This is a genomic window from Sphingobacterium paludis, assembly GCF_004364125.1.
Lineage (GTDB): Bacteria > Bacteroidota > Bacteroidia > Sphingobacteriales > Sphingobacteriaceae > Sphingobacterium > Sphingobacterium paludis.
Map to the genome: position 1 here is coordinate 299,991 of NZ_SNZV01000005.1, position 25,796 is coordinate 325,786.

Here is a 25,796-nt window from a genome sequence, read left to right on the forward strand (position 1 = left end):
TTTGACGCACTACATCCAGAGGGAGACAAGCATATCTATGATTTTTATCCCGATAAATGGTACCAGAATGCCACCGAGACCAAACAGTAGCAGGTTGCGCCGCAACAGCGCACTGGCGCCTATCGGCTTGTACGCTACGCCTTTTAAGGCGAGTGGAATAAGTAAGGGTATGATGATTGCGTTGAAGAGCACCGCGGAGAGAATAGCGCTTTGCGGACTGTGCAAATTCATAATGTTTAACGCTTGCAGGCTTGGTACAGCCGTAATAAACAGTGCAGGGATAATGGCAAAGTACTTGGCTACATCATTCGCGATACTAAATGTTGTCAGCGTGCCCCGTGTCATTAGCAACTGCTTACCGATCTCGACCACCTCAATCAGTTTTGTGGGGTCATTGTCCAGATCGACCATATTGCCGGCTTCTTTGGCAGCTTGCGTTCCACTGTTCATGGCCACACCTACATCGGCTTGCGCGAGCGCAGGCGCATCGTTCGTTCCATCGCCCATCATGGCGACCAGTCTGCCTTCGCTTTGCTCTTTCTTGATGTAGTTCATCTTATCTTCAGGCTTCGCCTCTGCAATAAAATCGTCCACACCGGCTTTTTTCGCAATGTATTTGGCGGTGAGTGGGTTATCGCCCGTCACCATGACCGTTTTGATGCCCATTTTCCGCAAACGTTCAAAACGTTCCTGAATGCCAGGTTTGACAATATCCTGGAGCTCAATGACCCCCAGCACGACCTCGTTCTGGCTAACGACCAACGGCGTGCCCCCATGCTCAGCGATTAGGTGTACACGCCCTTCGACCTCCTTAGGAAAAGTATGTCCTGCGGCCAGCACCAAGCTCCGGATTGTATCGGTAGCGCCCTTCCGAATACGTATGCCGTCAAAGTCAATTCCGGAGCTGCGCGTTTCCGCGGTAAATTTTACATACACCGGATTGCTGACGCCGTAGGCCGAGGGATCGACAGCGGCAAGTTCGATGACCGACTTTCCTTCGGGTGTTTCATCAGCCATGGAACTTAGCACGGCTGCGCGCGTTAGCGTATCCATTTCCACGCCATCGGCAGTGTACAGCCGCGTCGCCTTGCGGTTGCCAATGGTGATGGTGCCCGTTTTATCGAGCAGCAACACATCAATATCACCGGCTGTCTCGACAGCTTTTCCACTCTTCGTAATGACGTTGGCGCGCAAGGCCCTGTCCATACCGGCGATACCTATCGCCGACAACAGCCCCCCTATGGTCGTGGGAATGAGGCAGACGAACAACGCAATAAAGGAAGCAATGGTGATGCTGACGTTAGCGTAGTCGGCAAAAGGTTTGAGGGTTACAGTAACGATGATAAACACCAGCGTGAAGCCTGCCAACAGTATAGTCAATGCAATTTCATTGGGCGTCTTTTGACGGCTGGCTCCTTCTACGAGTGCAATCATCTTATCCAAAAAGCTTTCACCGGGCTGCGTCGTAACGCGTACCACAATCTTATCCGAGAGCACCCTGGTGCCCCCGGTTACGGAACTTTTGTCGCCGCCCGCCTCCCGAATCACCGGAGCCGACTCGCCTGTGATGGCGCTTTCATCTATAGTTGCCAACCCTTGGACAATCTCGCCGTCTGACGGGATGATATCGCCGGATACGCAAATGAACACATCATCTTTTTTGAGCGCCGCAGAAGAAATTATCTGTCCATTTTGCAATCTCGCGGGTGTTTCCTCGCGCGTTTTGCGCAAACTATTTGCCTGCGCTTTACCCCTAGCCTCGGCAATGGCCTCCGCGAAATTCCCAAAAAGAAGCGTTAACAGTAAAATTATACATACTGTAAAATTATACCCGAAGCTGCCTTGCGAACGTTCACCAGCTAAAATCCATACGCACACCATAGCCATGATGAGCGTGCCCACCTCCACGGTGAACATCACCGGATTGCGATACAATACTTTAGGGTTTAGCTTCACGAAAGACTGTTTCAGTGCTTGCTGAACCATTTCTTGTTGGAACAAAGAAGAATTTGTACTCATCTCTTAAATTTTATGTTGGATTAAATCATGGAAAAATATTCGGCAATCGGCCCTAAAGCGAGCGCAGGAAAAAAAGAAAGGGCAGCAATGATCACGATCACGGTGAATATCATCATCCCGAAGGTTCCTGTGTCCGTCTTAAGCGTGCCCTCTCCTTCCGGAATATATTTTTTTTGCGCCATCAGGCCAGCGATGGCTACTGGGCCGATGATCGGCAAGAAGCGGGACAAGATCAGTACGATCCCGGTTGTTATATTCCACCAAAGCGTGTTGTCGCCCAGCCCCTCAAATCCGCTACCATTATTGGCTGCGGATGAGGTGTATTCATAGAGAATTTCGCTAAATCCATGAAAACCAGGATTGCTTACTGTCGATGCGCCCTGAGCCGGAAAGGCCGTGGCTAAACCCGTAGCTACGAGGATCAAGAAGGGATGCAGCAACGCCACGAACATAGCGATCTTCATCTCTTGAGCTTCCACCTTCTTGCCTAGAAATTCCGGTGTGCGCCCCACCATAAGCCCACTGATGAAGACCGCTAAAATGATGTATATGAAGAAGTTTAACAACCCTACACCGCAGCCACCGTAAAATGCATTCACCATCATAGCGAGCAGCTGATTCATACCGGATAAAGGCATGCTGCTATCGTGCATCGCATTGACAGAGCCCGTGGAGATAGCGGTAGTGACAATGCTCCAGAAGCCAGATGCGGCAGCGCCAATTCGCACCTCTTTCCCTTCCATAGCCCCGAGCGCGCTGTCGACCCCCATTTGTGCGATGGCCGGATTACCTCTCATTTCCATCAGCACATTCGGAATCGTTAAGACCATAAAGCCTAGCGTCATCACGCCAAAGATCACCCAGGACAGCTTGCGACGACGGATGAAATGCCCGAAGGCAAAAATCATGGCCAAGGGAATGATCATTTGCCCTACCATTTCGACCATATTGCTGAGGTAACTTGGGTTTTCCAGCGGATGGGCCGAGTTGGCGCCGAAAAACCCGCCGCCGTTTGTTCCCACATGTTTGATCGCGACGAAGGCCGCTGCGGGACCTCTTGACACCTCGACCGTGTCGCCCTGAAGCGTTGTTATCGTATCCTTCCCGGCAAAGGTCATGGGCGTACCTTCAAAAACGAGTACAAGGGCCAATATCAACGAAAGCGGTAGTAAAATACGGGTACACGATTTAACAAGGTAAACATAAAAATTACCTAAGGTCTGTGCCGTTTTGTCCCGAAAAGCGCGAAACAAAACGACCACGGCAGCCATGCCGGTTGCCGCGCTGACAAACTGCAAAAACATCAGCCAGAACTGGCTAAGATAACTGACACCCGACTCACCAGCATAATGCTGCAAATCACAGTTAACCAAAAAAGATACCGATGTATTGAAAGCCAAATCGGCAGACATACTAGGGTTACCGTCTGGATTCAATGGCAGTGCGCCTTGTGTCATCAAGATTAGCATGGACATGAGAAACCACAGCAGATTGATAACAAGCATGGCCTGCATATGTTGCTTCCAGCCCATCTCGATATGCGGATCGATACGGCTGATTGTATAAAAAATCCGTTCTAACGGATTAAAAAGTGGATCGAGCAGGGTGCGCTCGCCGCTATACACGTTGGAAATGTATCGACCCAAGGGCATTGCCAGCAATACGGATGCGGCGAACATACCGCCTATTCCAAAGATTTCTGTATTCATATGGTTTGTGGATTCTCGCTGTATAAAATCGGACATGAGCCCGACTACCAGCATATGGAGAAAAAATAATTTACTCGATAAGGATGTTTTGTTTCCGGGCAGCAACAAACAGGCATGTAACTTGTCAACATACAGGTGTGCAAATGACCCACGCTAACGGTACATCCAGACATCGCTGCTGCAGATATTATGCTTAAAATTTCTCCGGGTTAATAAGCACATAGCAGATATATCCAAAAACGACTACCGCTACGATTAATAATAATGCCATGTCTGTTTTATAAAGTGTGTTCGTTGACTTGTTGCTTTCTCTCCATCGCTGATCTCACCGCTGCTCCATGGTTCGGTATTTTACGAAAGGGCCCCGCGTCCCGATCGCTTACGTTTGCAACTGTTTGTGGTACTTGTTTACATCTCATAGTGTTATTGTTTTGGTATGGGCATACCAAAAGATATTCCACTTGAAATAAAAAAGCATTAACAACCTGAACACAAATACATTATGTTTTATTTAAGGAAAATATTAGTTTGATAACCATATCAAAATGAAAGGGTCGTTTCTCCATTTGGGAAGGTCTAATGAAAATATAAGTTGGCTAATGCATAGCGCATAAAAAAGGCATACTCATCGTATGCCCTCGTGTTGACGGTCGCTGTATAGCTACTTTGTATCGTTTTTTTTCTGCTTTTCTTTGGGTCGATCCGTTGGGTCGTTTGGCATTTCATTAACTTGTTCTGCCTGTGGATCCACTCCCGCTTCCGCATCAGCGTCTTTTGTTTTTTCAGTCTTTTCGACGACCGATCCTAACTCTTTGTAGGTGTCGCCCTTTTTCTTTTTTTCTTGCTCACGGATACCATTTAATTCATTTTCTACTTTCGTTCCCATATTCTTTTTTCGTTAGTGAAACATTCGTTGATTGACGCGCAGACGATATCTAAAAAAGAAGAGCAACCAGTAAAAGTCGGCTTTATATCGTACTCTTTCAGACAGCTCGTTTTCTACATAACTAGTCGTGGCCTTCTGTCTTTACGATCTTGTTGTAAATACCAAATAGAAGAAAGGGTGCTACCCATTGTCCTACAAACAAAGCTGTATGCTTATGTCCCATGCATTTTAAAACTGCTGAGCCCGCCATGGCGGCAATAGCCGTACATAAAAAGACAGTTGAAGGTATCTGTCCTGTTTTGCTTTCGATCTCTTTTGTTAGTTTGCCTTCTTGGGCATTACCGTTGTTTTCTTGATTTTCCATTGTTCTTTTCTTTACTTTTTATAACCTCATACAAGACCGAAGTCCATACCATGCACATGGTGTTTATATTTTATAAGGGAATGCAATTCATAATCATATCGTTCAACGTGTTGCCATTATGGGTATTTATTACTGCGCACCACGTATCATTCACCGCATTGACAATGACATAGCATATACTCTTCAATATCTGCGGCAATTGCCCGTTTCTGATGAAACCGTTTCGTGTAATCCCCGTTCGGTAAGTACAAGACAAAATCGACGATATGAAGAGACGACAACGAAAAGCATGGATATGGTTTTTACTGATACCTATGGGCATTTATCTGTTAGGACGCCTGATTATGTTATTTGTCATCTGGTTTGACAGATGATCGGCTTATAAAAAAGCAATACGCTGTACGGAGAACTATTTGGAGAAAATGGCGTTCGATTGCTACATGCCACCCGTGCACAAAGCCGAAAGCACCAATACTTCGGTCTTTCAGAGGTATAATTCGGCTTTAAACGGCGTAATTGCACAACTAAAAGATTGATTATGGAGAACAGACAGATGAATGCACACTACAGAGATGCCGTTGTTCGATGCAGCAGCTTGCTGGCGGAGCAGGAGCTGACGATCGCATTTGCAGAAAGCGCAACAGCAGGCAAGCTTGCTTATGAATTTTCGTTAACCGCACAATCCGGAGACATTTTAAAGGGTGGAATTGTGTGTTACAATGCCTGTGTTAAGGAAGACATGCTGGGTATTTCCAAAGCAATGATCGATACATTTACCCCAGAGTCAGCCGAGGTTACACAGCATATGTGTCGATCGTTAAAGACCAAAATGCCTGCCGAAGTAAGCGTAGCCGTTACCGGATTAACCAGCGCGGGCGGCAGCGAAACCCCTGAAAAGCCTGTGGGCACCATGTTTTTTTGTATCATGCATCAGCATTCGCTTTACGAAAGGCGCGTCGTGCACCACGGTACGCCCGAGGAAATTATAGAAAAAACCATTATAGATATCTGTGAAACGATCGCTGATATCTCAGGTACACCGCATTAGGTAACAGAATACGCACTGCCGTGCAGGATCGGATACGTGCAGCCAAGAACAGCAAACATATGATCAATAAACGTGCTATGAAAAATATGGAAAACAGCAATATACCATCGCAAGTAACGGGGAAAAAGTTAGATATAACAGAGGAAAGAACCTATCGGACGTCGGAAGAGGCGGTTGCGGCATTCGACCGCGCCCGCGAACGACTGTATGCTATCAACCAATGGCAAGATTTTGCGGGAACGGCCTCCGCTACATTCGAATTGGTTAACGCGTTAGGCCAAGTCCTCTCGCGCCCGCCACAGGTAGGCGACTATGTGAAGGTCGATATTCCCGGGCCCGGAAGCCTCGTTGGCAAAGGCTACGACTGGGTTCGTGTAACGCAGTTGGAAGATCGTCGGGAGGATCGCTACGTACAGCTTTCCTTGCAACCCAGCATGCCCCCGGAAATTTTGCGAGACCGCGATGAGGTCGCTCATTTTTTTAAACCTATCGCAAGTACAAACATCGAGGTTCAGTTAACAGGCCTTACTCTGCATGTAAATTATTATGGGCGAAACGAAGAGACGAATCTAGCAAGTGAATCCCTTATCGAAAACGCACGCAACGCGTTTATAGGGCTAGGTGCGAAAATTGGACTATCGTATCCGCAGTGGAAAAGGCTGGTGGAAGGCATTCTGGGCGATTAAATAATTACTTGTATAACCGAATTTATCGGCCTCAGACCGGTATAACTTACTCCCGTGAGGCTGATAAATACGGATATTTCGTCGGCGAAGAACTTCTTACATAGGAAGCATGTTATATGATTGATATGAAAAGGATAACGGTACGCATTCAAGGTTTCTACTATATGGCCATCGGAATTTGGCCTCTTATTCACGCTTCCAGCTATCGAGAGGTGTATGGTTTCACCAACGAAGACACGGTGTTAACGCTCGTAGGGCTGCTAACGATTTGCGCCGCAATCAGTTTATTGATTAAGCGCTACTCTTTTTTAGGCTTGTGCTTGGCACTAAGCTTTCTATACATTGACGTTCGGTATCTCATCCAGGATAATTTCTCCTTCCATTTTATTATTGATATGCTCGCGCAAAGCAGTTTCATTGGGCTTATTGCCTATGAAGCTTATCTACGTTATAAACAAAGCCGCGGTAACCGATTTAAAGTGGGGACTGCAACGCAGCAAGCTATGCCATCACCAGATACCCTACCAGGTGATGCTGTCAACTTTTAGCTCATATGGCTGATAACCTACATGTAAAAGGGCTATGATCGTAACCTATCTCGAAGAGGGCTTTGAAGCCGTCCTGCAAAGACATCACGCGCGTCTAGCGGCAACGTTGATGAGCAAACTGAAATGGATAAACGAAGATCCATATCAGATAGATTTGATTCTAGCGGCGGCTAATCACGACAATGACTACACGGAGTTTAGGCGCAATGGCCTGCTCAACGAGCTTGGTGGGCCCCGAGATTTTAAAATGGAAACCTTTAATAAAGCAGATTGCCAACGATTATTGGATGAAGCATATGCCCATAGCAGGTTTATGGCAATCTTGATCGCTCATCATATACAATTTGTGCAGCGAGACCTCTCTGCGGCTGCCGCAAAATATTGCAACACGCTGGAGGATCCTAAACGACATTGGTGCAAGGAACTGGGCTTATCTATAGCAACTACCGACAGGTATTATGCCATGCTCCAGTGGTGTGACGCACTTTCTCTTTTGCTGTGTCAGCGCAGCATACCACCCGAAGGCAGATCCTTAGAAATAAGTGATGGCCCGGACGGTGTAACTTACTTCATATCCGCTATCGAGGCAGACGGTTACGTCATCGATCCATGGCCGTTCTCGACAACGGAATTTACCGTAGCTATCGAGCGCCGGCTTTTAAAAAAGCTAACATTTAAAAATGATAAGGAATTGCAGGAAGCGCTAAAGGCTAGTGCTGTGATTGTACAACAGATAACTTTTACCGCGTCAACATAGATCAATTACCTTTTTTTTCATGCTTATTTACCCGTTTGCCAATGCGGAGCATCTACCGGTTTGGACTCCGGCGATCCTTTTTGTCTCAAAAATATCGTCAGCAATACGATGGAGGCTACCGAAAGAAATTCGCTTTGCCAATTCTGGAAAGTTTCAAACCAAAAATGTGGTTCCCGTAAAAAGTAGCGCAAACTGGCGGCTTGCTCTCCTGCGGCACGTCGCAGCTCATTAAAGTGACGCCAACTGCCATAGAGATGCAGGCTCCAACTGATAAGAAATAACAGCAAAAAAGCTATCGTTAATGAATGGCTGTATATATACAACCTCCAGCCGCCTTGGCGCACCGGGCCTGGGGCGTCAGGATGCGGCTTCGGAACTCTGTCGACTTCGGCCCTTCCATCAAGAGGCTTTGACTCTGCCGAACCAACCTGCCGCAGACTTATGGTCAGCACGACGTACAAAAACATCTGCAAAAATTCACTTTGAAAGTTCTCAAATGTCGCAGCAACAAAATGTCCTGTGCGCGCGTAATTCCAAATGCCGAGGGGTCTTGCGCCTTCCTCATCAAGCTCCGCATTGTTTACGAGCCATCCAAAATAAAACTGGGCTACTAATGCCAGTATAAACAAAACAGTAACTACGATCGAAAGCGAATTTCGCTGATACCAAGTCTTATTCATCATTCGTTCAATAAGCGTAAATTAAAAATAATGGCAACACATAAATTTCGGATAGCTTCGGAAAGTCATGAGCGACATCCCGAAGCCTAGCCCCGCAACTACTTGCGCCGTATTAGCATCCATACCCCGATGCTTACAGCTGCGACAGTGGCCACTTTGTTTATCAGTTTGCGCCTATCGTATTTCCAATATGCTTGATAGCCCCGCTCCTTCCATATATTGGGAAAGAATCCTGATTTTACATCTGCAATAACACCTTCCACTTCATTTATACGGTCTGCAAGTAGCAGCGGCAACCAGTGTCGGTATTTAGACTCGCTATAGTGAAATGCGTATCTTCTCAAGTGCCCGCTTAATCCGGTGGGTGGTAGCGTGTCACCGAACACCGCAGGGTGTTCTGGCCGCTCATTCGATCGTTGCACTTCTTTTGAAGTGGTTTGCTGCGCCGGCCGTTTCCAATCTGCTGATTTATCATCGGCGGCAATATCTCTCATGGGATAAACGGGATCGTTCTCCCAATCTGCATCTACGCCCCATCCGGGAATATGTGTAAATTGCTCTTTTAAATTTTCCTTCTCCATGATCATTAGTTATTTGTGCTTGGAATAAGCACGGGTTTAATACATTCATCCAGTTTTGCTGAAAACATTTGATAAGCTTCAGCAATATCTTCGAGTGCAAAGCGGTGTGTAATAATATCTTTCGGACTTAAGACGCCTTTTCTCACATGATCCATTAATTTTGGCAGTAAACGTTTCACCGAAGTTTGGTTGGCGCGAATCGTAATTCCTTTGTTGACAACATTCCCGATAGGCACCAAATTATCGGTGGGGCCATATACACCAACCACGGAAACTATTCCGCCCTTTTTTACAGCGTTTATAGCCCAATGCAAGGCTGTTGCTGCTCCTGCCTGTAGCAAAAGTTTTTTGCCGGTTATGGTCTGCATAGCGTTACCACAGGCATCCGAACCAACCGCATCAATGCACACGTCTGCACCCAGCCAATCGGTAATCCGCTTGATAAAGAGCACCGGATCATCCATACTCCGGAAATTATAAGCTTCGCATGCGGCATATTGGCGGACGAATTCCAGCCGGTACTCTAAGTGATCTATGACGATGACGCGTGTAGCGCCAAATAGCCACGCGCAGCGTGCAGCCATAATGCCTACCGGCCCGGCACCAAACACCACAACGGTATCTCCTACTTTGATTCCACCCATCTCCGCCGCCTGATATCCAGTAGGCAACACGTCTGTGAGCAACAATGCGTCTTCATCATCCATATCTGACGGGATGATCGTAGGGCCAACATCTGCGTAGGGCACCCTTACAAATTCGGCTTGTCCGCCATCAAAGCCACCTGCGATGTGGGAATAACCAAATATACCCCCTACAGCTGTTGCCATGGCATTTGATTCGTGGCAGTTCGCAAATAGCCCCTGTTTACAAAAATTACATCGGCCGCAGGCGATATTAAAGGGTACCAACACCTTATCGCCAACCTTTACCTTTGTCACCCCCGTCCCCACCTCACGGACCACTCCGATAAACTCGTGACCGAATGTGCTACCAATGCGTGTATCAGGAACCATCCCATGATACAAATGCAAGTCTGAGCCACAAATACAAGCGCGAGTCACTTGTACGATAGCATCCTCCGGATGAAGTATCTTCGGCATGGGCTTTTCTTCGACTCTTACTCGGAAAGGCCCTCTATAGTTCATTGCTTTCATCTATCAATTATTTAATAAGTATATATTTGTTGTTTTTAAAGCTTGTCCAAGTCATGGCTAGCGAGGTGAACAACAGCAGGTCCTGTAAGCAACTCGCCATTTATTCCGTAGCGGGCGCCATGACAGGGGCAGTCCCAACTTTCTTCCGCATTATTCCATTTGACAATACACCCTGCATGCCGGCAAACCGGATCCACCGCGCTAATTGACCCCTCTTGATCTTTATAGATTCCAATCCGTTGGCCCTCATATTTGAGCACGGCGGCATCGCCTTTAGCCAGTTCCGCAAGACCTTCGATCTGATCCACCTCGAGGCGGTCTTTAATAAAATGTTTGAGAACGTCCGCATTCTCCATAACAAGATCTTTCACCGATGAAAGAGGACCGAAACGTGTTGGCGAATAAAGTTCCCCAAATTCGCAGGTTCCTTTAAGAATGAGATCAGCGAGCATATGTCCTGAAAGAGAACCGAAGATCATACCGTTGCCCCCGAAACCCGTAGCGATAAGCTCACGACCATCAGACTTACCCGGATAATAGCCGATGAAAGGCAATGCATCTTGGCTCTCGTAATATTGAGACGACCATTCGTACAGCTTCTTCTTTGTATCAAACCTTGCCGTAACAAAGGCCTGTAGTTCCAAAAAGTTGAGATGCTCATTTCCATGGTGCGCTGTTTTATGATCCTGTCCGCCGACCAATAAAAAACGATGTCCACCCTGGACGACGGTTCTGAAATAATGAAAAGGATCTTTCATATCGTACAAAACCTTATCGGGACACGCATTTGAATCTGCCAATTCCCAAAGCTGGAGATAGCTTCGATAGGGTGCGATTCGGAAATTCATAAGTTGGATACCCGGCGTTGTATGTGTGGCGTAGATAACCCTATCGGAGCGGAATACTCGGCCGTCGGCCGTCGTTACCGAAAGCCTACCCTCTTCACGCGTGACATGCTGCACTAAGGCCTGTGTCAGAATCCTTCCGCCCAAAGCTTCGAAGGCGCTGGCCATGCCTAATACATATTTCGTTGGATTGAAATGGCCCTGCTCAGCGAATTCTATCGCATATAGTGGTTTTACCGGTATAGCTAACTCATCAATTTCTTTGCATGAGATACCTAGCTGCACGATCGCCTCTTTTATTTTTTGAAGTTCTTTTTTTTCATCTTCGGTTGTAGCATACATCTGTCCATTACATTCAGTCAGATCACAATCGATGGCATATTTATCTACGTTGTAGTGAATCCATTCGATAGCTCTTCGGGTTGAATGCAATACATCTTTTGCCTTATCAAGACCATGCTGTTGTATAATATCCGAGTAAGGGGTATCCAATACGGTATTTAAATGAGCCGATGTGCCCCCGGTGGTACCAAAGGCTATGGATTGGGCTTCCAGCACGCAACATAGCTGCCCCTGTTCCTGCAAAGCCAATGCGGCAGTTAGCCCCGTTATTCCGGCGCCTATTATAAGCACATCCACGTCCCCTGGGTCAGCAATACTGCCTAAGGTTCGATCTGGAACATCTTGCCAAATACTCCTATTCTTGCCATCTCTTTTCATAATGTTTATCGTTTTACTAATTGTTTAAGCTTTTGAACGGTAAAACATGAATATGTGCAAACAGTTCCCGAGCTGCGTCGTTCAGGCATATTCACGAATGTCATTACGTGTTCTCTTTTGCAATCTACGTATACGTCATCTGCACCGGTTGCGCCAAAAAAAAGCCGGCCCTATGGCCGGCTTTAAGCCACAGTGTGCTATGCTTCTTGCCTTATTCTGTAGCCACGTTGGCATCTGCTAACGCAATCTCGGTCAACAACTCATCGGTTTCTTTTTCCTCCGCTAGTGTTTGCCCTAGTAGCTCTTTCACGTCTTCATGTCCCATCAGCTGCGCGAACGTAACGACACAACCATAGCTCGCTATTTCATAATGTTCGACCTTTTGAGCAGCCACGATCAATGCGGCGTCTAACACCTCGGGGCTATCCTGAAATTCCTCGATGATTTCTTCGGCTTCTGCTAGCAACCCTTCCATCGCTTTACATTTTTTTCCCCTTGCTGCCAAACCTAACGTAGAAAACACCGTTTTCAACCGTTCGATATGGCCTTCAGTTTGCTCGTAATGCGTATCGAATGCTGTTTTTAATTTTTCACTTTTTGCTGCCTTGCTCAATTTTTTTAAGCCTTGTAACAGCTGTCTCTCTGCGCCTAGAATGTCTTTTAATTCATCGACGAGAAGTTCATGTAAATGCGCATTTGGCATAGTTCCTTGCTCTTGTTTTTCTTGTGATTTATTTGCCATGATCGTTTTAATTTTAATATCTACTGAACGTGGGCATTGGTGATAAGTTTACAGGGAAACTTCTTGATCTGCACGTTTTATACCTGCCGCTTCAACATTTTTACACGTCCGTTTCCAATAACTTACGCCGCGGTTAACGGCATGCAAAAAGAAATGAAGTAGCTATCTAGCCAGCGTCTATGGTGACTTTTTTTTCGTTCTCGGATTTGGTCCCGCTTTCTTTTCCATATTTTTTAGCGTTTTATCCTTGAATTCGGTGAAGGCGTCCGCTAATTTTTGTAGCTCTGGATCCAAGCCTGGCGCAAACTCTTCGGGACGTTCGGGTGCAACAGGATTCGGGTACGACTCTTTTGGTTCTTTTAGAGTCACTAACTCCGTTCCGTCATTTGCTGGAGCCGTTCCTTGAAAAATTTTGTCCATTTGGGAACCATCTAATCGGAAGGTGTATTGCTCTCGATGTATCCCTGCATCGATCAATTTCTTAACTTCTGGATATTGTGTCGCGTCGAATTTGGGAATCGGTAGCGCTTTTGCCCAATCAACGCCCAACGTTTCTAACGCTTTGGCGAAAGCCATTTCGTGTGCTTCGTCTCTAGCAATGAGAAAAGCAACCGTAGCGCGTAACGTCTTATTGGACGACATTTGATAGATACGACATTTTTGCAATCTGCCCGTTGATTCGAGCACCAAATTGTCCATCAAATCCAAAACGAGGTTTCCATGGTTATGCACATACGATCCACTCCAGGGGTTTCCTGCAGCATCTACCGGCATTGCTCCCTGAGCACCGTGGATAAAATGATGTGGATTGGGTGCGTGCCGGGCAATATCCAGTGTAGGATCGCCACCCGCACCGGGAACGTCAAATTTTCCTCCATGATATTCTGGTGCCCCGTCAAGCAATCGCGAGATGGTTTTGGTAATAAGCTCTACATGGCTTATTTCCTCTATACCCACACCCTGTATCAAATCGAGGTACGGAATGCCGTCGCCACGAAAATTAAAACTTTGGAAAAGATATTGCATCATGGTGCGCATTTCTCCGAACTGACCACCTAGACCCTCTTGCAAGATGTTTGCTGCCGACGGATCTGGTTGATCGTCGACGATTGGGTTTATTAAACTTTGTACGTGATAAAACATAATTAAAAGATTGAATACGAAAACTCTGTTAAAACTGTTACTGCTTCAGAGCGGGTTCAAGGTACTATCCCGCTTATTTAATTTCTGATTTAATGGTATTGATCAATTCGAGATGATGAAGCACAATGGGTGTAGTTTTTTCAGCAAAGCCTTTCAGCTTCTCATTTGTCAAGCTGCTTTTGCCCTGTTCCATTAAATCTCTGGTTTTCTCGTGCCCCTCAACCATGGCTGCCACGTAAGCTCTATCAAACTCAACACCCGATTTAGACGCGAGCTCTTTTCGTTTTTCCGCGTGTTCTGCATCCAACGATGTCGGTAGCATCAAGTTGTCTGCTGCAGCAATTTCTTGCAGTTCTGCATTCGCTTTGCCATGATCGGTAACCATCATGGATGCAAACTCCTTCACGCGAGCGTGTTGCGCCTTTTCTAGTGCTAATTGGCCAAATTCAACTTCTGCCATGCCACTGATAGCAGCCTTGGAAGCAAAAGTTGTGTCTGCAATATCCGCTGCAGCAACGGATGCTGTGCTGTCTGATCCAGTGGAGGTAGGACCGGCAACATATGCACTGTCGTCGCTGCGTCCTTCTGTGTTCGCGCTGTTGCCACAGGCGTATACGAAATAGCTGGTAGCCGCTATGGCCAAGATTGGAATCGTTCTTTTCATCATCTTTTTCAATTTTCCTGTCTAACGGGGATGCTTTCGCTTTAGTTCTAGGTTATTTACTTATAGCGCATTAACCGTAGAAACCGTAGTATACAGGAAAATTACGTACGTAGCAGATTATGTACAAATGCGGCAGCAGGCAGCGTACCGCTTTATTTCCAATCCATACGATGCTGGGGAATCATCGGCACACATTTAGGAAAGAAAATTCCGTCGAAGTCAAAGAAAAAAAGCTTCCACTTTCGCGATGTCTGATCTCTAATAGCGCCTGGAGGTTATCCGATGTGCTAAAATATCGATAGTCGAATGCTGCTCCTAAAACAAAGGCATTGTTCTTCTTTGTATTGACCAAGTTTAAGCGATCGCCGTCGCTTGCATCTTGAACCAAACTAAACTCAATGGGTGATGAGAGGGAGAACGGCTTTTTGCGGACTAAAGAACGGGAAATCAAATTGGCGGATATCGAAAATTGGGAAGACTTTTAGCCCGCCTCAAGCATACAATAAGATCGTACTGCATTGAACTAAACCAGCCCACTCGGGTTTAATAGTAAATAGTTTTATTATGAGCAGAAAAATCATATTTATTCACGGGATGTTTCAAAATCCTGTCAGTTGGACACCTTGGATGCGCTATTTCGGGGAGCAGGGTTTCGATTGTAGCGCACCGGCGTGGCCTGATCACGAGGGGGAGCCAAAGATGCTGCGCACCTCTCCTCCCGACACTTTGGGCGATCTCTCCTTGGAAGATGTGATCCAAAAATTGGAAGCAGACGTCATTCGTGCAGGTGGAAATGATGCCGATACCAGCAAACGACCGATACTCATCGGCCATTCTGTTGGCGGATTGATTGCCCAGATTTTTGTTGCGCGCGGACTGGCCAGTATGGCTGTCGCGATATGTCCTGTTGCACCCAATAAAATGATGACCCTTGACTGGCCATTTTTTAAAAATGTAGCGGCAATTGCCAACCCATTCAAGGGCGATAAACCCTTTGCGCATACTGCGGAAACTTTTCACGAAAGCTTCTGCAACACACTAAATAAGGAGGATGCTGCGCTCGCCTTCGAGCTTACAGCAACGCAAGATAGCCGGAATGTACTGCGCGGATGTTTAGGATCTGCAGGCGAAATAGACATTAGCCTAAAACATGTGCCCCTGCTATTTATTAGCGCAAAAGAGGATAAGATTATTCCGTACGAGTTGGTCGAAAAAAATGCTGCCGCATATACCGATGTGTCCAGCATCGTGACGTATAAGGAATTCCCTGACCGATCGCATTTTATATGTGGCGAACCGGGTTCGCAAGAGGTTATCGACCATGTACAACAGTGGATCAGAGAGCAGCAGTCTACCGTGCCCTTGTTTGTGTAACAAGATTGCACACATGCAAGATAAAAAGCGTAATTCCATCGCGTGCTGATCGCGCAGGTATTAAGATCAATGTAGATAGCGCATTTGGTTGCGTCTATCTACATTTTTTTTCTAAAAAAGATCCAATTGTGGGCCCGTTTGATCCGGATTGTTGACGTCCTTATTCCGGGCATTGTTCACCTTCCTATCCACCTGCCATCCTTCGAGCACATGGTCGTCCACGGGCCGTAGCAAATTAAAGCGCGTACGGAAGGGTAGCGAGCGATCTAACCATTTAAGGGCATCTGCCTGCGACAGCACACAAGGCATGCGATCATGCACTTTGCCCATGAGGTTGTTCGCTGGCTGCATAATCATAGTACAGGTAGGAATAATCAGGCCTGATGCCGTGTCCTTCCACGTATCCCATAAACCTGCCAGGTAAAGAATACCCTTATCTTTTCTTCGGAAGTAATAGGGCTGACTCGGTTTCAGACGCTTATCAAACTCATAAAATCCTTCAATCACAAAGATGCAATGCCGCCTCCCCAACACATGTTTATACGTAGCAAGTCTGTGCACAGTTTCGATCCGCGCATAGGTTGTGGCATACTTCGGCGGCTCACTGGCAAAACTGGGAATAAGCCCCCATTTCACATAGTGGATCTTTCCTGGCCGGGCATCCAGAATAACGGGCATCTCGGTGCCTGGTGGTCTGTTGGTATCTTTTTCTACATTTTTTCCACCCAATTCTACGCCTGCTTTCTTCGCAAGCTCTTTCGCTTCACTAATCAATGTTCTACCACACATATCAAACTATTTTACGCCAACAATATCTGTCCAACGGGTCGTGTATCCTGCACTCAAATGCTCATGCTTTAATCGCCATTTCTTTTCGAAACCCTCGCTTGCCAACCGCACCGCACCTCTTCCATAAGCGGTATTTATCTGATCGATGATGGCAGAAAGACCGGTATGTTTCGCCTTATGCTCTTGAAAAAGGTTGTATTGTAGCTCCGCTTCAGGAATGAGCACCGTCGCGATAACACCCGCCTTTCGGTACTTTATGCCCGTACGGAAGAGCATACGAGCCACCTTCGTGGCAACAGAAACAATTTCGAGCGTGCTGTTACTGGCGATAGCCATACGGTGCACATGCCTGGGGTAGTGCTGCGGATGATCTTCGCGGTGGACGTTGGTGAACATAAATACTTCCAGGAACTGGCAACATAAGCTTTCCGCACGCAGCTTCTCCGCCAAACGGCTTGCATAGGCTGTAACCGCTTCGCAAAGCACATGGGGATCCTCAATATAACAGCTGAACGATCGCGTAACGGACAGGCCCTTAGCCTTAGCCTTCGCCGGCGGATCGCCTATACTTAACATAGGGCGCCCCCAAAGTTCATTATAAAGTCGCTGCCCCTGCACTGTCATATTATTTTTAAACCACATTTCAGGCATATCCCTCAACTGGCCTACCGTCTCGATGCCAAGTTTCTCGATCTTTTTATAATATTGACGACCAACACCCCATAAGTCTTCCACTGGAAATGTAGCAAGAGCTTCAGCTATTGATTTATCAGAGTCCATTACAAACACGCCCTTATTTTTCTTCGCGAGCTTATTAGCCACTTTTGCTAAGGTCTTGGTAGGACCGATACCAATAGATACGGGTATGCCTGTGTTGCGAATTATTGCTGCCCTCGCCTGCACGGTATGTTCATAAATATGCTTGATGCCCGCCGCCCATGCAAAACATTCATCGATGCTATATGGAACAACCATAGGAAACCAACGGCCTAAACTGTGCATCACGCGTTCGGAAAGATCACCGTAGAGGACATAATTACTGGAAAACACCTGAATATCGTGCTTCGTAATCAAATCTCGCACGAGGAAGGCTGGGTCACCCATCCGGATACCTAGCTGTTTGGCTTCCTCACTTCGCGCGATCACGCATCCATCGTTGTTGGATAGCACCACAACTGGCACAAGTCTCAACGACGGTTTAAATAGTCGCTCCGCTGATGCATAGAAATTATTACAATCACACAGTGCAAACATATATGTATCTTCCCTCCTCTAGTCCTTCTGACATGCTGCCCTCACTTACAGTAGTATCACCCATTCTTTGCATCACTATCTTCCGATTTTATTTAAAAATCTATACATCCTATTGCGCAGGAGGTCGCAGCTATTCGTCACCCAATTAATAAATGACCGCTTAGCGCACACCTCATGATCTTTTAATCATAGAACAAAGTTATACTAATAATTTTAGTAATTTAATTTTTAAAAAGAAATTGCGTATTTATCCATGGACGTATGACAATCCCTTGATATACAAGATCCCAATAAAATTTTACGAGAGTACTTTAATAGGGATAGAAAACTTAGATCGAAATTTCGGAGATCAATCTTTCGCCGTATTTGCTACATACAGACAACGGTCGAATATCCTGTGTAAGTCTTTTAATTTAATGTTGTATCGTAGCATAATCGCTAGCGCAATCGACCAGCCAAAAATGTCAAACGTACAAAAGCTACTTCGGCGTTTTCACGCAACTGAATAGGCATGTCCAACGCCTTCACCTCTATTTCGTCAATAAATACAGCGAATAAACCGTCACGATGCGCTAAGAAAGCCGTATCCAACGCCGTCGCAACAGCAGCCAGCTGCATATTTTCAATATCTCCGAAGCCAATCTTGCCGTCTTTCGCTTGGTCTTGAATTTCTTGTGGCGTTAGGAAAGTCAATAATTGCACTTCTTCCCGACGTCCATTATAACGCTCAACTTCCGCCTCAACACATGCTTTGATAAGCTCAGTCAAGGTGCGCGGTGCGACTTGTAATGTATATGGGATTGAAATTATACGCTTCTTTCCCAATCGCTTTAATTGTAGAACCAATTGCATAGGTTACGTTTCTTAGAGATGTAAATTTCTGCAAGGTGGCATATCTCATTTGCCACTTTGCGAGGATACGCTAGCGGTTGATCTGATCTAAAATCGTTGGATCTTTGATCTTGTAGTCTTGGGCCAAATAGCGCATTTTACTGATAATCTCGGCCGATTTTGGATCATCGTCGACAAACGGCAGGAAAACTCGGCCACGATGCTGGCTATGTACAGGAATGATCGCCAACTGCCGTCCCGCTTTGGCGACCATGCCGCTACCTAAATGAATGCTGTATTCCGCCAAGGTTCCACGCACCAAAATATGCCGTTCCTTCACTTCCACATTTTCCAGCCCAAAAAGCGTTGCACTTTCTTTTGCCAGCGCAGCCCGCATTTGCATACTGCTATGGCTCGCCTCAGGATCCACTTCGCCGACATGCGCTACGCTTACGACAAGATCCATGTCGCGCATGACTTCGGAGAAAACAACCGGATCGATAGCCGTAATGGGCAAAAGCTCTCGATCGCGCAGTCCGAAGAAGCAAACCAACTCCAAGGTTGGAGCTTCTACATCCGAGGGGCTGTACCAGTCAGCCATGGCAAACATAGTGACCAAATAACCTTCTTTATGAAAGACCTTTTGCAAGCCTTCCTCATAACTTACTGTCCATCCCCTTCCGCGCAAGAGCGCAATCGTTTTCTTAGGTTGTATCTGCTGTCCCTGATAGCGCGTCGAGCGTGTGCGTTGTTCCAACTCATCTGCCGTCGGCACATAGATCTCCCTGAATACTTGTCTAAAAGGCTGCTGTATGGTATTTTTAAAAAGATAGCCTTGGTAAAGGTCCCACTGAGCGGTATCATAGAGGTGGAAAGGATGTGCAATAAGTAGTTGATCAGCATCCTTGACCGGTGTGAGTTTTCCCTCGCTGTCTACTAATCCTGCGTGAGACCAAAAGCCGGTTTGTTGGCTGTTTGGTATGTAAAGAACCAATTTGCTAAGCATCGCTCGGACAATAGGATGTTCCATAATCTGTCGTAGTTCGGAAGGACTATACCGATCCCGCCTGAGCATTGAATTCTCAAGCGCAAGCTTAGTCCTGGAGAATTGCTTGGATAAGTAGGCTTTTCCATCTTTAAGTGACTCAATGGTCTTATTTTTTTTCAGTTTATTAGGCAGGCTCTTCAATGCTTTGCCGTTTTGGTTTACCAAAAGCTCGGCCTTTCCCTCCTCGTCTACTATCAATCGAACTTCTACATCATCTACAATGACCAGTGCCTGTTTCAGGATTTGCTGAGTCGCCCTTGCCTCCATCGCCCAGACAAAGCGCACGCTATCTGCAAAGCCCGCGTTGCGCGCCAAATTATCCATCCCGATTTCCACAGCGTTCTTTTCACTTTCCTGACGCTGCGCACCAAATTGCTTGCTTTCTTTTACGAAATTCTGCAGCACATGATAACGTTTAAGCAGATCACCATCTGGACTGCTTTTCGAAATCGGAATGAGGCCTAGCGCCATAACGTAATCCTTATCGCGCTTCTCCGTAATGCGCTTTATGGTTTCTGTAATTTTAGTCTCTCCTAGAAGTACCGACGAATAGATCTTGACTCGGCGGTATCCCATCCCATCGGAAAGATATTTCGCCGACTCGTGGAGTAGTTTCCAATTGGCTTTTCCCAAGTTAGCGTACACCCGCTGGAACCATTCAATATCTATTGCTCCCTTCTGGAAGTCATTCTTCGGCACCGTTGAATATCGAGAAAGAACCGTTTCCTTTTCCGCATCCATATAATCTGTTGTATGTGCTAAAAACCACCACACAGCTTCCGATAGACTAGGAATCTGTAAGTAGTCTCCCAACCAATCCGCCCATTGCGTCGCATAACATGAAACCTCTATCAACCTTTTTTTATCAACATCACTTGCCTTCAGTGCCGCAATAAAATCGGTATATCCTTCGTCGGCCAAGGGTCTGCTAAGCTTCAATATGCGGCTGAATGTATGATTCTTGCTCAGGTTCGTGCCATAGCTATCAGCACGATTAAAATTTTCCTTACCTATGCGCTGCAGCACGTAGAAGAAGTAATCGATTCCTTCAACCTTTTGAATTTTTTCGATGAAAGGGGAAGCTTCAGTCGGAATGTCTCCCCGTTCCAATTCGACCGCTAGCATGTTCTTTTTCAAGGGTTCGATAATCGCTGGGATGGCATACGATTTTAGCTGTTGAATATGGTAACTCTGTCCGCCATTCAGGATAAAGAATAAATCTTTACTAATCAACGAGAGAAACAGCAGATCGTCATTATTAATAAGGCCACACGCATATAGTTCGAGGATAAGCTCGAGCGGCGGAAACTCTATGTTCGTGGGCTTTTCCGGATTTAAAGCTGCGGACAAGTAAGGGGTGGCTTGCTGTATCGTTGATATCGCTTGGCCTTTTGCCAATTGCTGCCCAATCACAAATAAACGTAATGCATATAGGCGGAGCAACTGCTCTTGTGAATAGAAAGCAAAGTCGCTAACAGAAATGGTATACACCAAATCAATGACAAAGTCTGTCCAATAGACTTCAGGGTCATAATAGTATTGCTTATCCGTAAAATTATAATTTTTTAATTCTTCGGGAAAATGGTGCAGGCTATCCTCCAATACGTCCAACTTGTAAGCCGCCCATGCTGCCTTATCGCTGTAAGCATCCATCAGTCTTTGGAGTATATGAACCACTTTTTCCGAGTCGCTGCTATAATAGTATTCGCCTTGTCCGAAATTGATACCTGCAAATTCCGGAATATAAAGCGCTTTGAACGGTTTAAGTTCCTTATATTGCCGGTAATCGTTATAATGATTATAAATATAGCGCGTCACGGCTTGTATCTCAAAGTCATTCAACGCTGATTGTCTATACCAACCTTTCCACAATTCCGCTAAAGGCAGGTTATCCAGTTGCTGTTCAGCAGTAGCTTCTTGTCCTAATTGTTTAATTCCCTGTAATGAAATTTCTAACAGCGTGGTTTCCAAAGATCCCCGGTAGCCTTCATAAGCATACTCATGTTTCCTAGACTGATCAAACAGTGTGTAAAGGTCATTGATCGCTGCAGTGGTTTTCGCAACATTAATCAGGTCTTCAAAAAGGAATTCCTTCTTTGTGCTGAAAGAAATCCACTTTTTCTTTGGTCGGGCGAACCGGCTTTTGGGCAGGCGCATATCCGTTAAATTGCTGTAATCGATGGCTCCGAATCCATTTTGAAATCCGTGTACGGGTTCGGCAGACTCTTTGTTTAATCGCTCCAAAAAAACAGACTCATTTTTACCAATTTTGCGGTGGCTGTAAGCAGCAACCTCCTGTTGTATATAGTGCAACCAATCGTTCTTTTCAGCGAGCAACACCAACATCTCAAGGCCTGCTAAACGTTGGTCTAGGTTTGTAGACGCCAACAGCCGTGATAACGAACCCTCCAGTACTTGATCGCGCTGCTTAAGCAAGAGCTGGATGATTAACTTTCGTTGGCCTTTTCCTTTTCGGGCTAACAGACTTTCCAGTGCTGTTATATCCTCTGCGTAAAGATCCATAGCGCTCATCAACGATATTCCGGTAGCTGATACAGATGTATTACGATCAGATATTGCTTGCCTCACCACTTGGCGCTGCCAGGCATCCGCCGGTAGAACGAGCTGCGTTGTGTCCGGTGAACTGTCATAGCCGCGAGACCAGCCGTATGTGTAATGATCGGGAAACAATTTGCGCATCAAGTTCTCTCGCGAAGTTGAAGGAATACTTGCTAAGTCCTGCGCCAGCACGACAAACTGATAAGGCTGCGCGTAGCGAATGATTTCATCATAAAAATATTCGGACTTAATGGTGTAATTTTTCCAAGAGAACCCTCTCCCGATAAACTCCTTTCCTGCAGCGGGCAACTTGGAAGCAGATTCGAGAAGTTTATTAAAAAGGTTGTCTGATAGCTCGTTAGAAGGAAAGTTAACCAACATCCAATAGTCCAGTTCGATATCTTCGCCTAGATGGTGTTCTGCGTATTGGAGCAGATTGGAATGTGTACGTTCGGTTTGCTGAACGAAGAATAAGCTGACCAATTTCGAAATTTGTGGCTTGTTATCATCAAATACTATGTTAAGCGCCAGTAGATTAGCCGCATCCACATCTTCTATTGCCTTTGCCCATAACGCGACATAAAGCTCCAAATGGTCTTGACTATTTATAGCCTGTTCAACGGCTTCTGGATTATTCAGGAAATGTATTGCCAACGCTAATGTTCGCTTGATGGTATTCGTTTTTGGCGCATCCCAACCAAATCCAAACCACGTATCAACCGCGCGCACTACCGAAGAAAAGCGCATTAAGTTGTGATCTAATATCACTTTTATAAAGCGCTTCAGTGCTTTTACCGAGGTGAAGTCTAACGTCTCTAATATGGTTTGTCGTAAGCCTTCCTGCTGCTGTGCCGCCAATAATAGTTTTTCAACTAGCAGATGATACGCATCATTTTCTGTCAACAATAGTCCTCTTATCAGCTCTCTGGATACACCTCCTATCTCGTGTTCGCCGAGAAATATCTCCTCCAACAGCGGGTAATACGTAGCTGGATCTTTAGTAAATACGGTAGCGTAAAACAGGCCTATTTCCGGCGTATGCTGGTACACATCAAATTGGAGTTGATCCGCTATCCCCATGCTATTGAACCCCGACATACCGCCGTAATAAATTGATCGCAAGACATTCAATCGCGTTTGGGTATAACACAGTTCCGGTCGTAAGCGAAATGGGCGCCTCAAATAGCTTTCCTGAAAAGGTAGCGTAGCGAGACTATCCCATATCTCCGCTACAAAAGGTCCTATCACGTCAGCAAAAAGTAGCTTTGCCAAGCGCAAACCTTCTTCACTCCTCCACGGATTGCCAACGGTATCTATGCCAAAAGCTTCTTCATATGCATTAAGCATCGCGCAGTCAGAATAGCCATCCTCCAACTGATTACTTATAATCAGCCCTAACAATTGATAAGGCCTGGAGAACTTAGTGAACTGATGCTGGGAAATAGCTATTTTTTCATGTTGCAGGATGAAAGCTTGCGCCTTATCAGAGGAAATCATAAATATTGTCTTAAAGATTCTATATTCGGTAACGCATTGTAATGGTCTAAAATAACAAATTGTCAGCACTTGCCGAACATTTTAAAAAGAATTAGTTTACATTACTTTCTCTGTACATCTATCCGTATACTAGCAAATTAAAATCCGTATTTACCTAAGAAAATTACGAAACACGCGTAGCAAAGAAAAGATTTCTTCACGCATAATGTGGATTAGTATCAACATCGAGTAACTTATCTGAATCTAATTCCTTATCTTGATTCTTAAAAAACACATTGATATGAAAATAATTATAGATGCCAAATCGCTACTTATCGGGGCGTTGATCGCAAGCGTAGCTTTTTTATCCATGGGTAATAAATCACAGACGACCAATGACACCGGAAAATTCCAGACCCAAATTCGAGATAACATTGTTATCATTACCAACACCCAAAACGGCGATTATATAATCGCTACAGATCGTTTTGATGTTAACAAGAATCGGTGGATATCGGGTGAGTTTAACAAAAGTTTCCGAGGCGAAAAAAGCAGATAACGAGCAGCTATGCTGTTCAGGTTGATTCCCTTTATTCGTCGATTCGGGAGCGAGCTACCCGATCGGAAATTCATCCGTCCAGGCGGTATAGCGCCATTCGTCGGCTTCGTCGTCCGTTAGCAGGCAGCGATTCAACTCGCTCAAACAGGCATCACGATCAAGATCTTGCCCGATAAAAACAAGTTCAGTTTTTCGGTCGCCCCATTGCGGATGCCATCTCGATTCAATGAAGTGCTGATGCTCTTGAAATGAACGGTAGCGGATTCGTTCTTCCAGCGGCATGCTCGACCACCAAGCCCCTGCATTTTCTATGCGCAAACTGCCCCCGGCTTGGCTAAAGTTGATCGCTGTGTCAGGACGTGATGCAATCCAGAATAGCCCTTTTGCACGGATGATATTGTGTGGGTAATACCTATTCAAATAGCTATACCAGCGTTGCGGGTGAAATGGTTTTTCACTTCTAAACACAAAGGATGATATGCCATATTCTTCCGTTTCCGGCATATGCTCATGGTTAAGTTCATTGATCCAACCTGCTGACGAGGAAGCTTCTTCAAAGTCGAACATCTTCGTCCCGACAATCTCCTTTACAGGAACCTGGCCAAAGGAGGTCTTTATTATCTTTGCTGCTGGATTGAGTTTTGCGATCGCCCCTTCAATAATCTTAATGGTTTCGTCTGCTACAAGATCTGTCTTGTTAAGGATAATGACATTGGCAAATTCAATCTGATCCGTCAAGAGATTAACAATTGTTCTGCTATCTTGACCGTCGTCCGTCAGCGATCTATCCAGCAACGTATCCATGCTGCCAAAGTCCTTAAAAAAGTTGAAGCAATCAACTACGGTAACTATCGTATCGATATAGCTAAAGCGAGACAGGTCAATACGACTTTGCTCATCCACATACGTAAAGGTTTGCGCCACAGGGATTGGCTCGGATATGCCTGTACTTTCTATCAGTAAATAATCGAATTTCCTTTCTTTGGCCAACCGTTCCACCTCGACCATCAAATCCTCACGCAGCGTACAGCAAATGCATCCATTGCTCATTTCCACCAAACGTTCATCGGTACGCGAAAGCGTGTTTTCACTTTCTATAAACTGTGCGTCTATATTCACTTCACTCATGTCATTGACGATAACGGCTACTTTAAGATCTACTTTATTATGTAGTACATGGTTCAACAACGTTGTTTTTCCTGCGCCCAAAAAGCCGCTTAAAACCGTTACAGGCAATTTTTCTCCAAAATTCATAGTATAAAATGTATGATTGACAATGTCATTTTTAGTTGATATGTTTCCACTTCAGCCCGAAAATGCCAAGCAGACTATACGATAAAGCAAATGTATCGAAAAT

23 protein-coding genes are annotated in these 25,796 nt (G+C 45.6%); 6 read left to right on the forward strand and 17 right to left on the reverse strand.

The annotated features are described in order from the left end of the window. Positions 1–9: 9 nt before the first annotated feature. The 5 genes from kdpB to B0I21_RS11660 form a co-directional block, all read right to left on the reverse strand. Positions 10–2,019: a potassium-transporting ATPase subunit KdpB gene (kdpB, locus tag B0I21_RS11640; protein WP_133640639.1), complete on the reverse strand. Its 2,010-nt coding sequence runs from the start codon at positions 2,017–2,019 to the stop codon at positions 10–12. A gap of 20 nt (positions 2,020–2,039) precedes the next feature. Further along, the gene (gene kdpA, locus B0I21_RS11645; RefSeq protein WP_133640640.1) at positions 2,040–3,728 is read right to left on the reverse strand and encodes a potassium-transporting ATPase subunit KdpA; all 1,689 of its coding nucleotides are present in this window, start codon (positions 3,726–3,728) and stop codon (positions 2,040–2,042) included. 193 nt (positions 3,729–3,921) lie between these two features. Then, positions 3,922–3,999 (reverse strand): K(+)-transporting ATPase subunit F, encoded by a 78-nt coding sequence (gene kdpF / locus B0I21_RS20555; protein ID WP_133640785.1) that lies wholly within the window; start codon positions 3,997–3,999, stop codon positions 3,922–3,924. A gap of 390 nt (positions 4,000–4,389) precedes the next feature. Next, positions 4,390–4,614 carry a hypothetical protein gene (locus B0I21_RS11655; RefSeq protein ID WP_133640641.1) on the reverse strand — a complete coding sequence of 75 codons (225 nt, stop codon included), beginning with the start codon at positions 4,612–4,614 and terminating at the stop codon, positions 4,390–4,392. A gap of 121 nt (positions 4,615–4,735) precedes the next feature. After that, a complete protein-coding gene (locus B0I21_RS11660; RefSeq protein ID WP_133640642.1) occupies positions 4,736–4,978 on the reverse strand; it encodes a hypothetical protein in 243 nt (80 codons plus the stop codon). Positions 4,979–5,516: 538 nt separating this feature from the next. On the opposite strand from B0I21_RS11660, the gene B0I21_RS11665 reads away from it, so the two are divergent. The 4 genes from B0I21_RS11665 to B0I21_RS11680 all read left to right on the forward strand — a co-directional run bounded on the left by B0I21_RS11665 (position 5,517) and on the right by B0I21_RS11680 (position 8,017). After that, a complete protein-coding gene (locus B0I21_RS11665) occupies positions 5,517–6,026 on the forward strand; it encodes a CinA family protein (protein WP_243836067.1) in 510 nt (169 codons plus the stop codon). A 59-nt stretch (positions 6,027–6,085) separates the two neighbouring features. Then, entirely contained in the window at positions 6,086–6,712 is a 627-nt protein-coding gene (locus tag B0I21_RS11670; protein ID WP_133640643.1) for a hypothetical protein, read from the forward strand. A gap of 125 nt (positions 6,713–6,837) precedes the next feature. Next, positions 6,838–7,260: a hypothetical protein gene (locus B0I21_RS11675; RefSeq protein WP_133640644.1), complete on the forward strand. Its 423-nt coding sequence runs from the start codon at positions 6,838–6,840 to the stop codon at positions 7,258–7,260. A 34-nt stretch (positions 7,261–7,294) separates the two neighbouring features. Continuing rightward, positions 7,295–8,017 (forward strand): DUF3891 family protein, encoded by a 723-nt coding sequence (locus B0I21_RS11680; RefSeq protein ID WP_133640645.1) that lies wholly within the window; start codon positions 7,295–7,297, stop codon positions 8,015–8,017. A gap of 23 nt (positions 8,018–8,040) precedes the next feature. On the opposite strand, the gene B0I21_RS11685 is transcribed toward B0I21_RS11680, so the two are convergent. The 7 genes from B0I21_RS11685 to B0I21_RS11715 form a co-directional block, all read right to left on the reverse strand. Then, on the reverse strand, positions 8,041–8,700 hold the full coding sequence (locus B0I21_RS11685; protein ID WP_133640646.1) for a DUF6766 family protein: 660 nt from the start codon (positions 8,698–8,700) through the stop codon (positions 8,041–8,043). 95 nt (positions 8,701–8,795) lie between these two features. Next, positions 8,796–9,278 (reverse strand): hypothetical protein, encoded by a 483-nt coding sequence (locus B0I21_RS11690; protein ID WP_133640647.1) that lies wholly within the window; start codon positions 9,276–9,278, stop codon positions 8,796–8,798. Positions 9,279–9,283: 5 nt separating this feature from the next. Then, positions 9,284–10,435 (reverse strand): zinc-dependent alcohol dehydrogenase, encoded by a 1,152-nt coding sequence (locus tag B0I21_RS11695; protein ID WP_133640648.1) that lies wholly within the window; start codon positions 10,433–10,435, stop codon positions 9,284–9,286. Between the two features lie 35 nt (positions 10,436–10,470). Continuing rightward, positions 10,471–12,000, reverse strand: a complete 1,530-nt coding sequence (locus tag B0I21_RS11700; RefSeq protein ID WP_133640649.1) for an FAD-dependent oxidoreductase — start codon at positions 11,998–12,000, stop codon at positions 10,471–10,473. A 211-nt stretch (positions 12,001–12,211) separates the two neighbouring features. Beyond that, the gene (locus tag B0I21_RS11705; protein ID WP_133640650.1) at positions 12,212–12,742 is read right to left on the reverse strand and encodes a YciE/YciF ferroxidase family protein; all 531 of its coding nucleotides are present in this window, start codon (positions 12,740–12,742) and stop codon (positions 12,212–12,214) included. Between the two features lie 177 nt (positions 12,743–12,919). After that, entirely contained in the window at positions 12,920–13,885 is a 966-nt protein-coding gene (locus B0I21_RS11710; RefSeq protein WP_133640651.1) for a manganese catalase family protein, read from the reverse strand. A gap of 73 nt (positions 13,886–13,958) precedes the next feature. Continuing rightward, a complete protein-coding gene (locus B0I21_RS11715; RefSeq protein WP_133640652.1) occupies positions 13,959–14,552 on the reverse strand; it encodes a DUF4142 domain-containing protein in 594 nt (197 codons plus the stop codon). A 561-nt stretch (positions 14,553–15,113) separates the two neighbouring features. Here B0I21_RS11715 and B0I21_RS11720 point away from each other — a divergent pair. Continuing rightward, the gene (locus tag B0I21_RS11720) at positions 15,114–15,923 is read left to right on the forward strand and encodes an alpha/beta hydrolase (RefSeq protein WP_133640653.1); all 810 of its coding nucleotides are present in this window, start codon (positions 15,114–15,116) and stop codon (positions 15,921–15,923) included. A 111-nt stretch (positions 15,924–16,034) separates the two neighbouring features. Here the strand turns inward: B0I21_RS11720 and B0I21_RS11725 are convergent, their stop codons facing one another. From B0I21_RS11725 to B0I21_RS11740, 4 genes are all read right to left on the reverse strand, one after another. Further along, entirely contained in the window at positions 16,035–16,712 is a 678-nt protein-coding gene (locus B0I21_RS11725; RefSeq protein WP_133640654.1) for an SOS response-associated peptidase, read from the reverse strand. 6 nt (positions 16,713–16,718) lie between these two features. Then, positions 16,719–17,966: a Y-family DNA polymerase gene (locus B0I21_RS11730; RefSeq protein ID WP_133640655.1), complete on the reverse strand. Its 1,248-nt coding sequence runs from the start codon at positions 17,964–17,966 to the stop codon at positions 16,719–16,721. Positions 17,967–18,404: 438 nt separating this feature from the next. Next, positions 18,405–18,818: a hypothetical protein gene (locus B0I21_RS11735; protein WP_208292326.1), complete on the reverse strand. Its 414-nt coding sequence runs from the start codon at positions 18,816–18,818 to the stop codon at positions 18,405–18,407. 70 nt (positions 18,819–18,888) lie between these two features. Further along, positions 18,889–23,901, reverse strand: coding sequence for a DUF4132 domain-containing protein (locus tag B0I21_RS11740; protein WP_208292327.1), 5,013 nt, complete (start codon positions 23,899–23,901; stop codon positions 18,889–18,891). Between the two features lie 280 nt (positions 23,902–24,181). On the opposite strand from B0I21_RS11740, the gene B0I21_RS11745 reads away from it, so the two are divergent. After that, entirely contained in the window at positions 24,182–24,439 is a 258-nt protein-coding gene (locus B0I21_RS11745) for a hypothetical protein (protein WP_133640656.1), read from the forward strand. Positions 24,440–24,493: 54 nt separating this feature from the next. Here the strand turns inward: B0I21_RS11745 and B0I21_RS11750 are convergent, their stop codons facing one another. After that, positions 24,494–25,693: a GTP-binding protein gene (locus tag B0I21_RS11750; RefSeq protein ID WP_133640657.1), complete on the reverse strand. Its 1,200-nt coding sequence runs from the start codon at positions 25,691–25,693 to the stop codon at positions 24,494–24,496. Positions 25,694–25,796 lie beyond the last annotated feature (103 nt).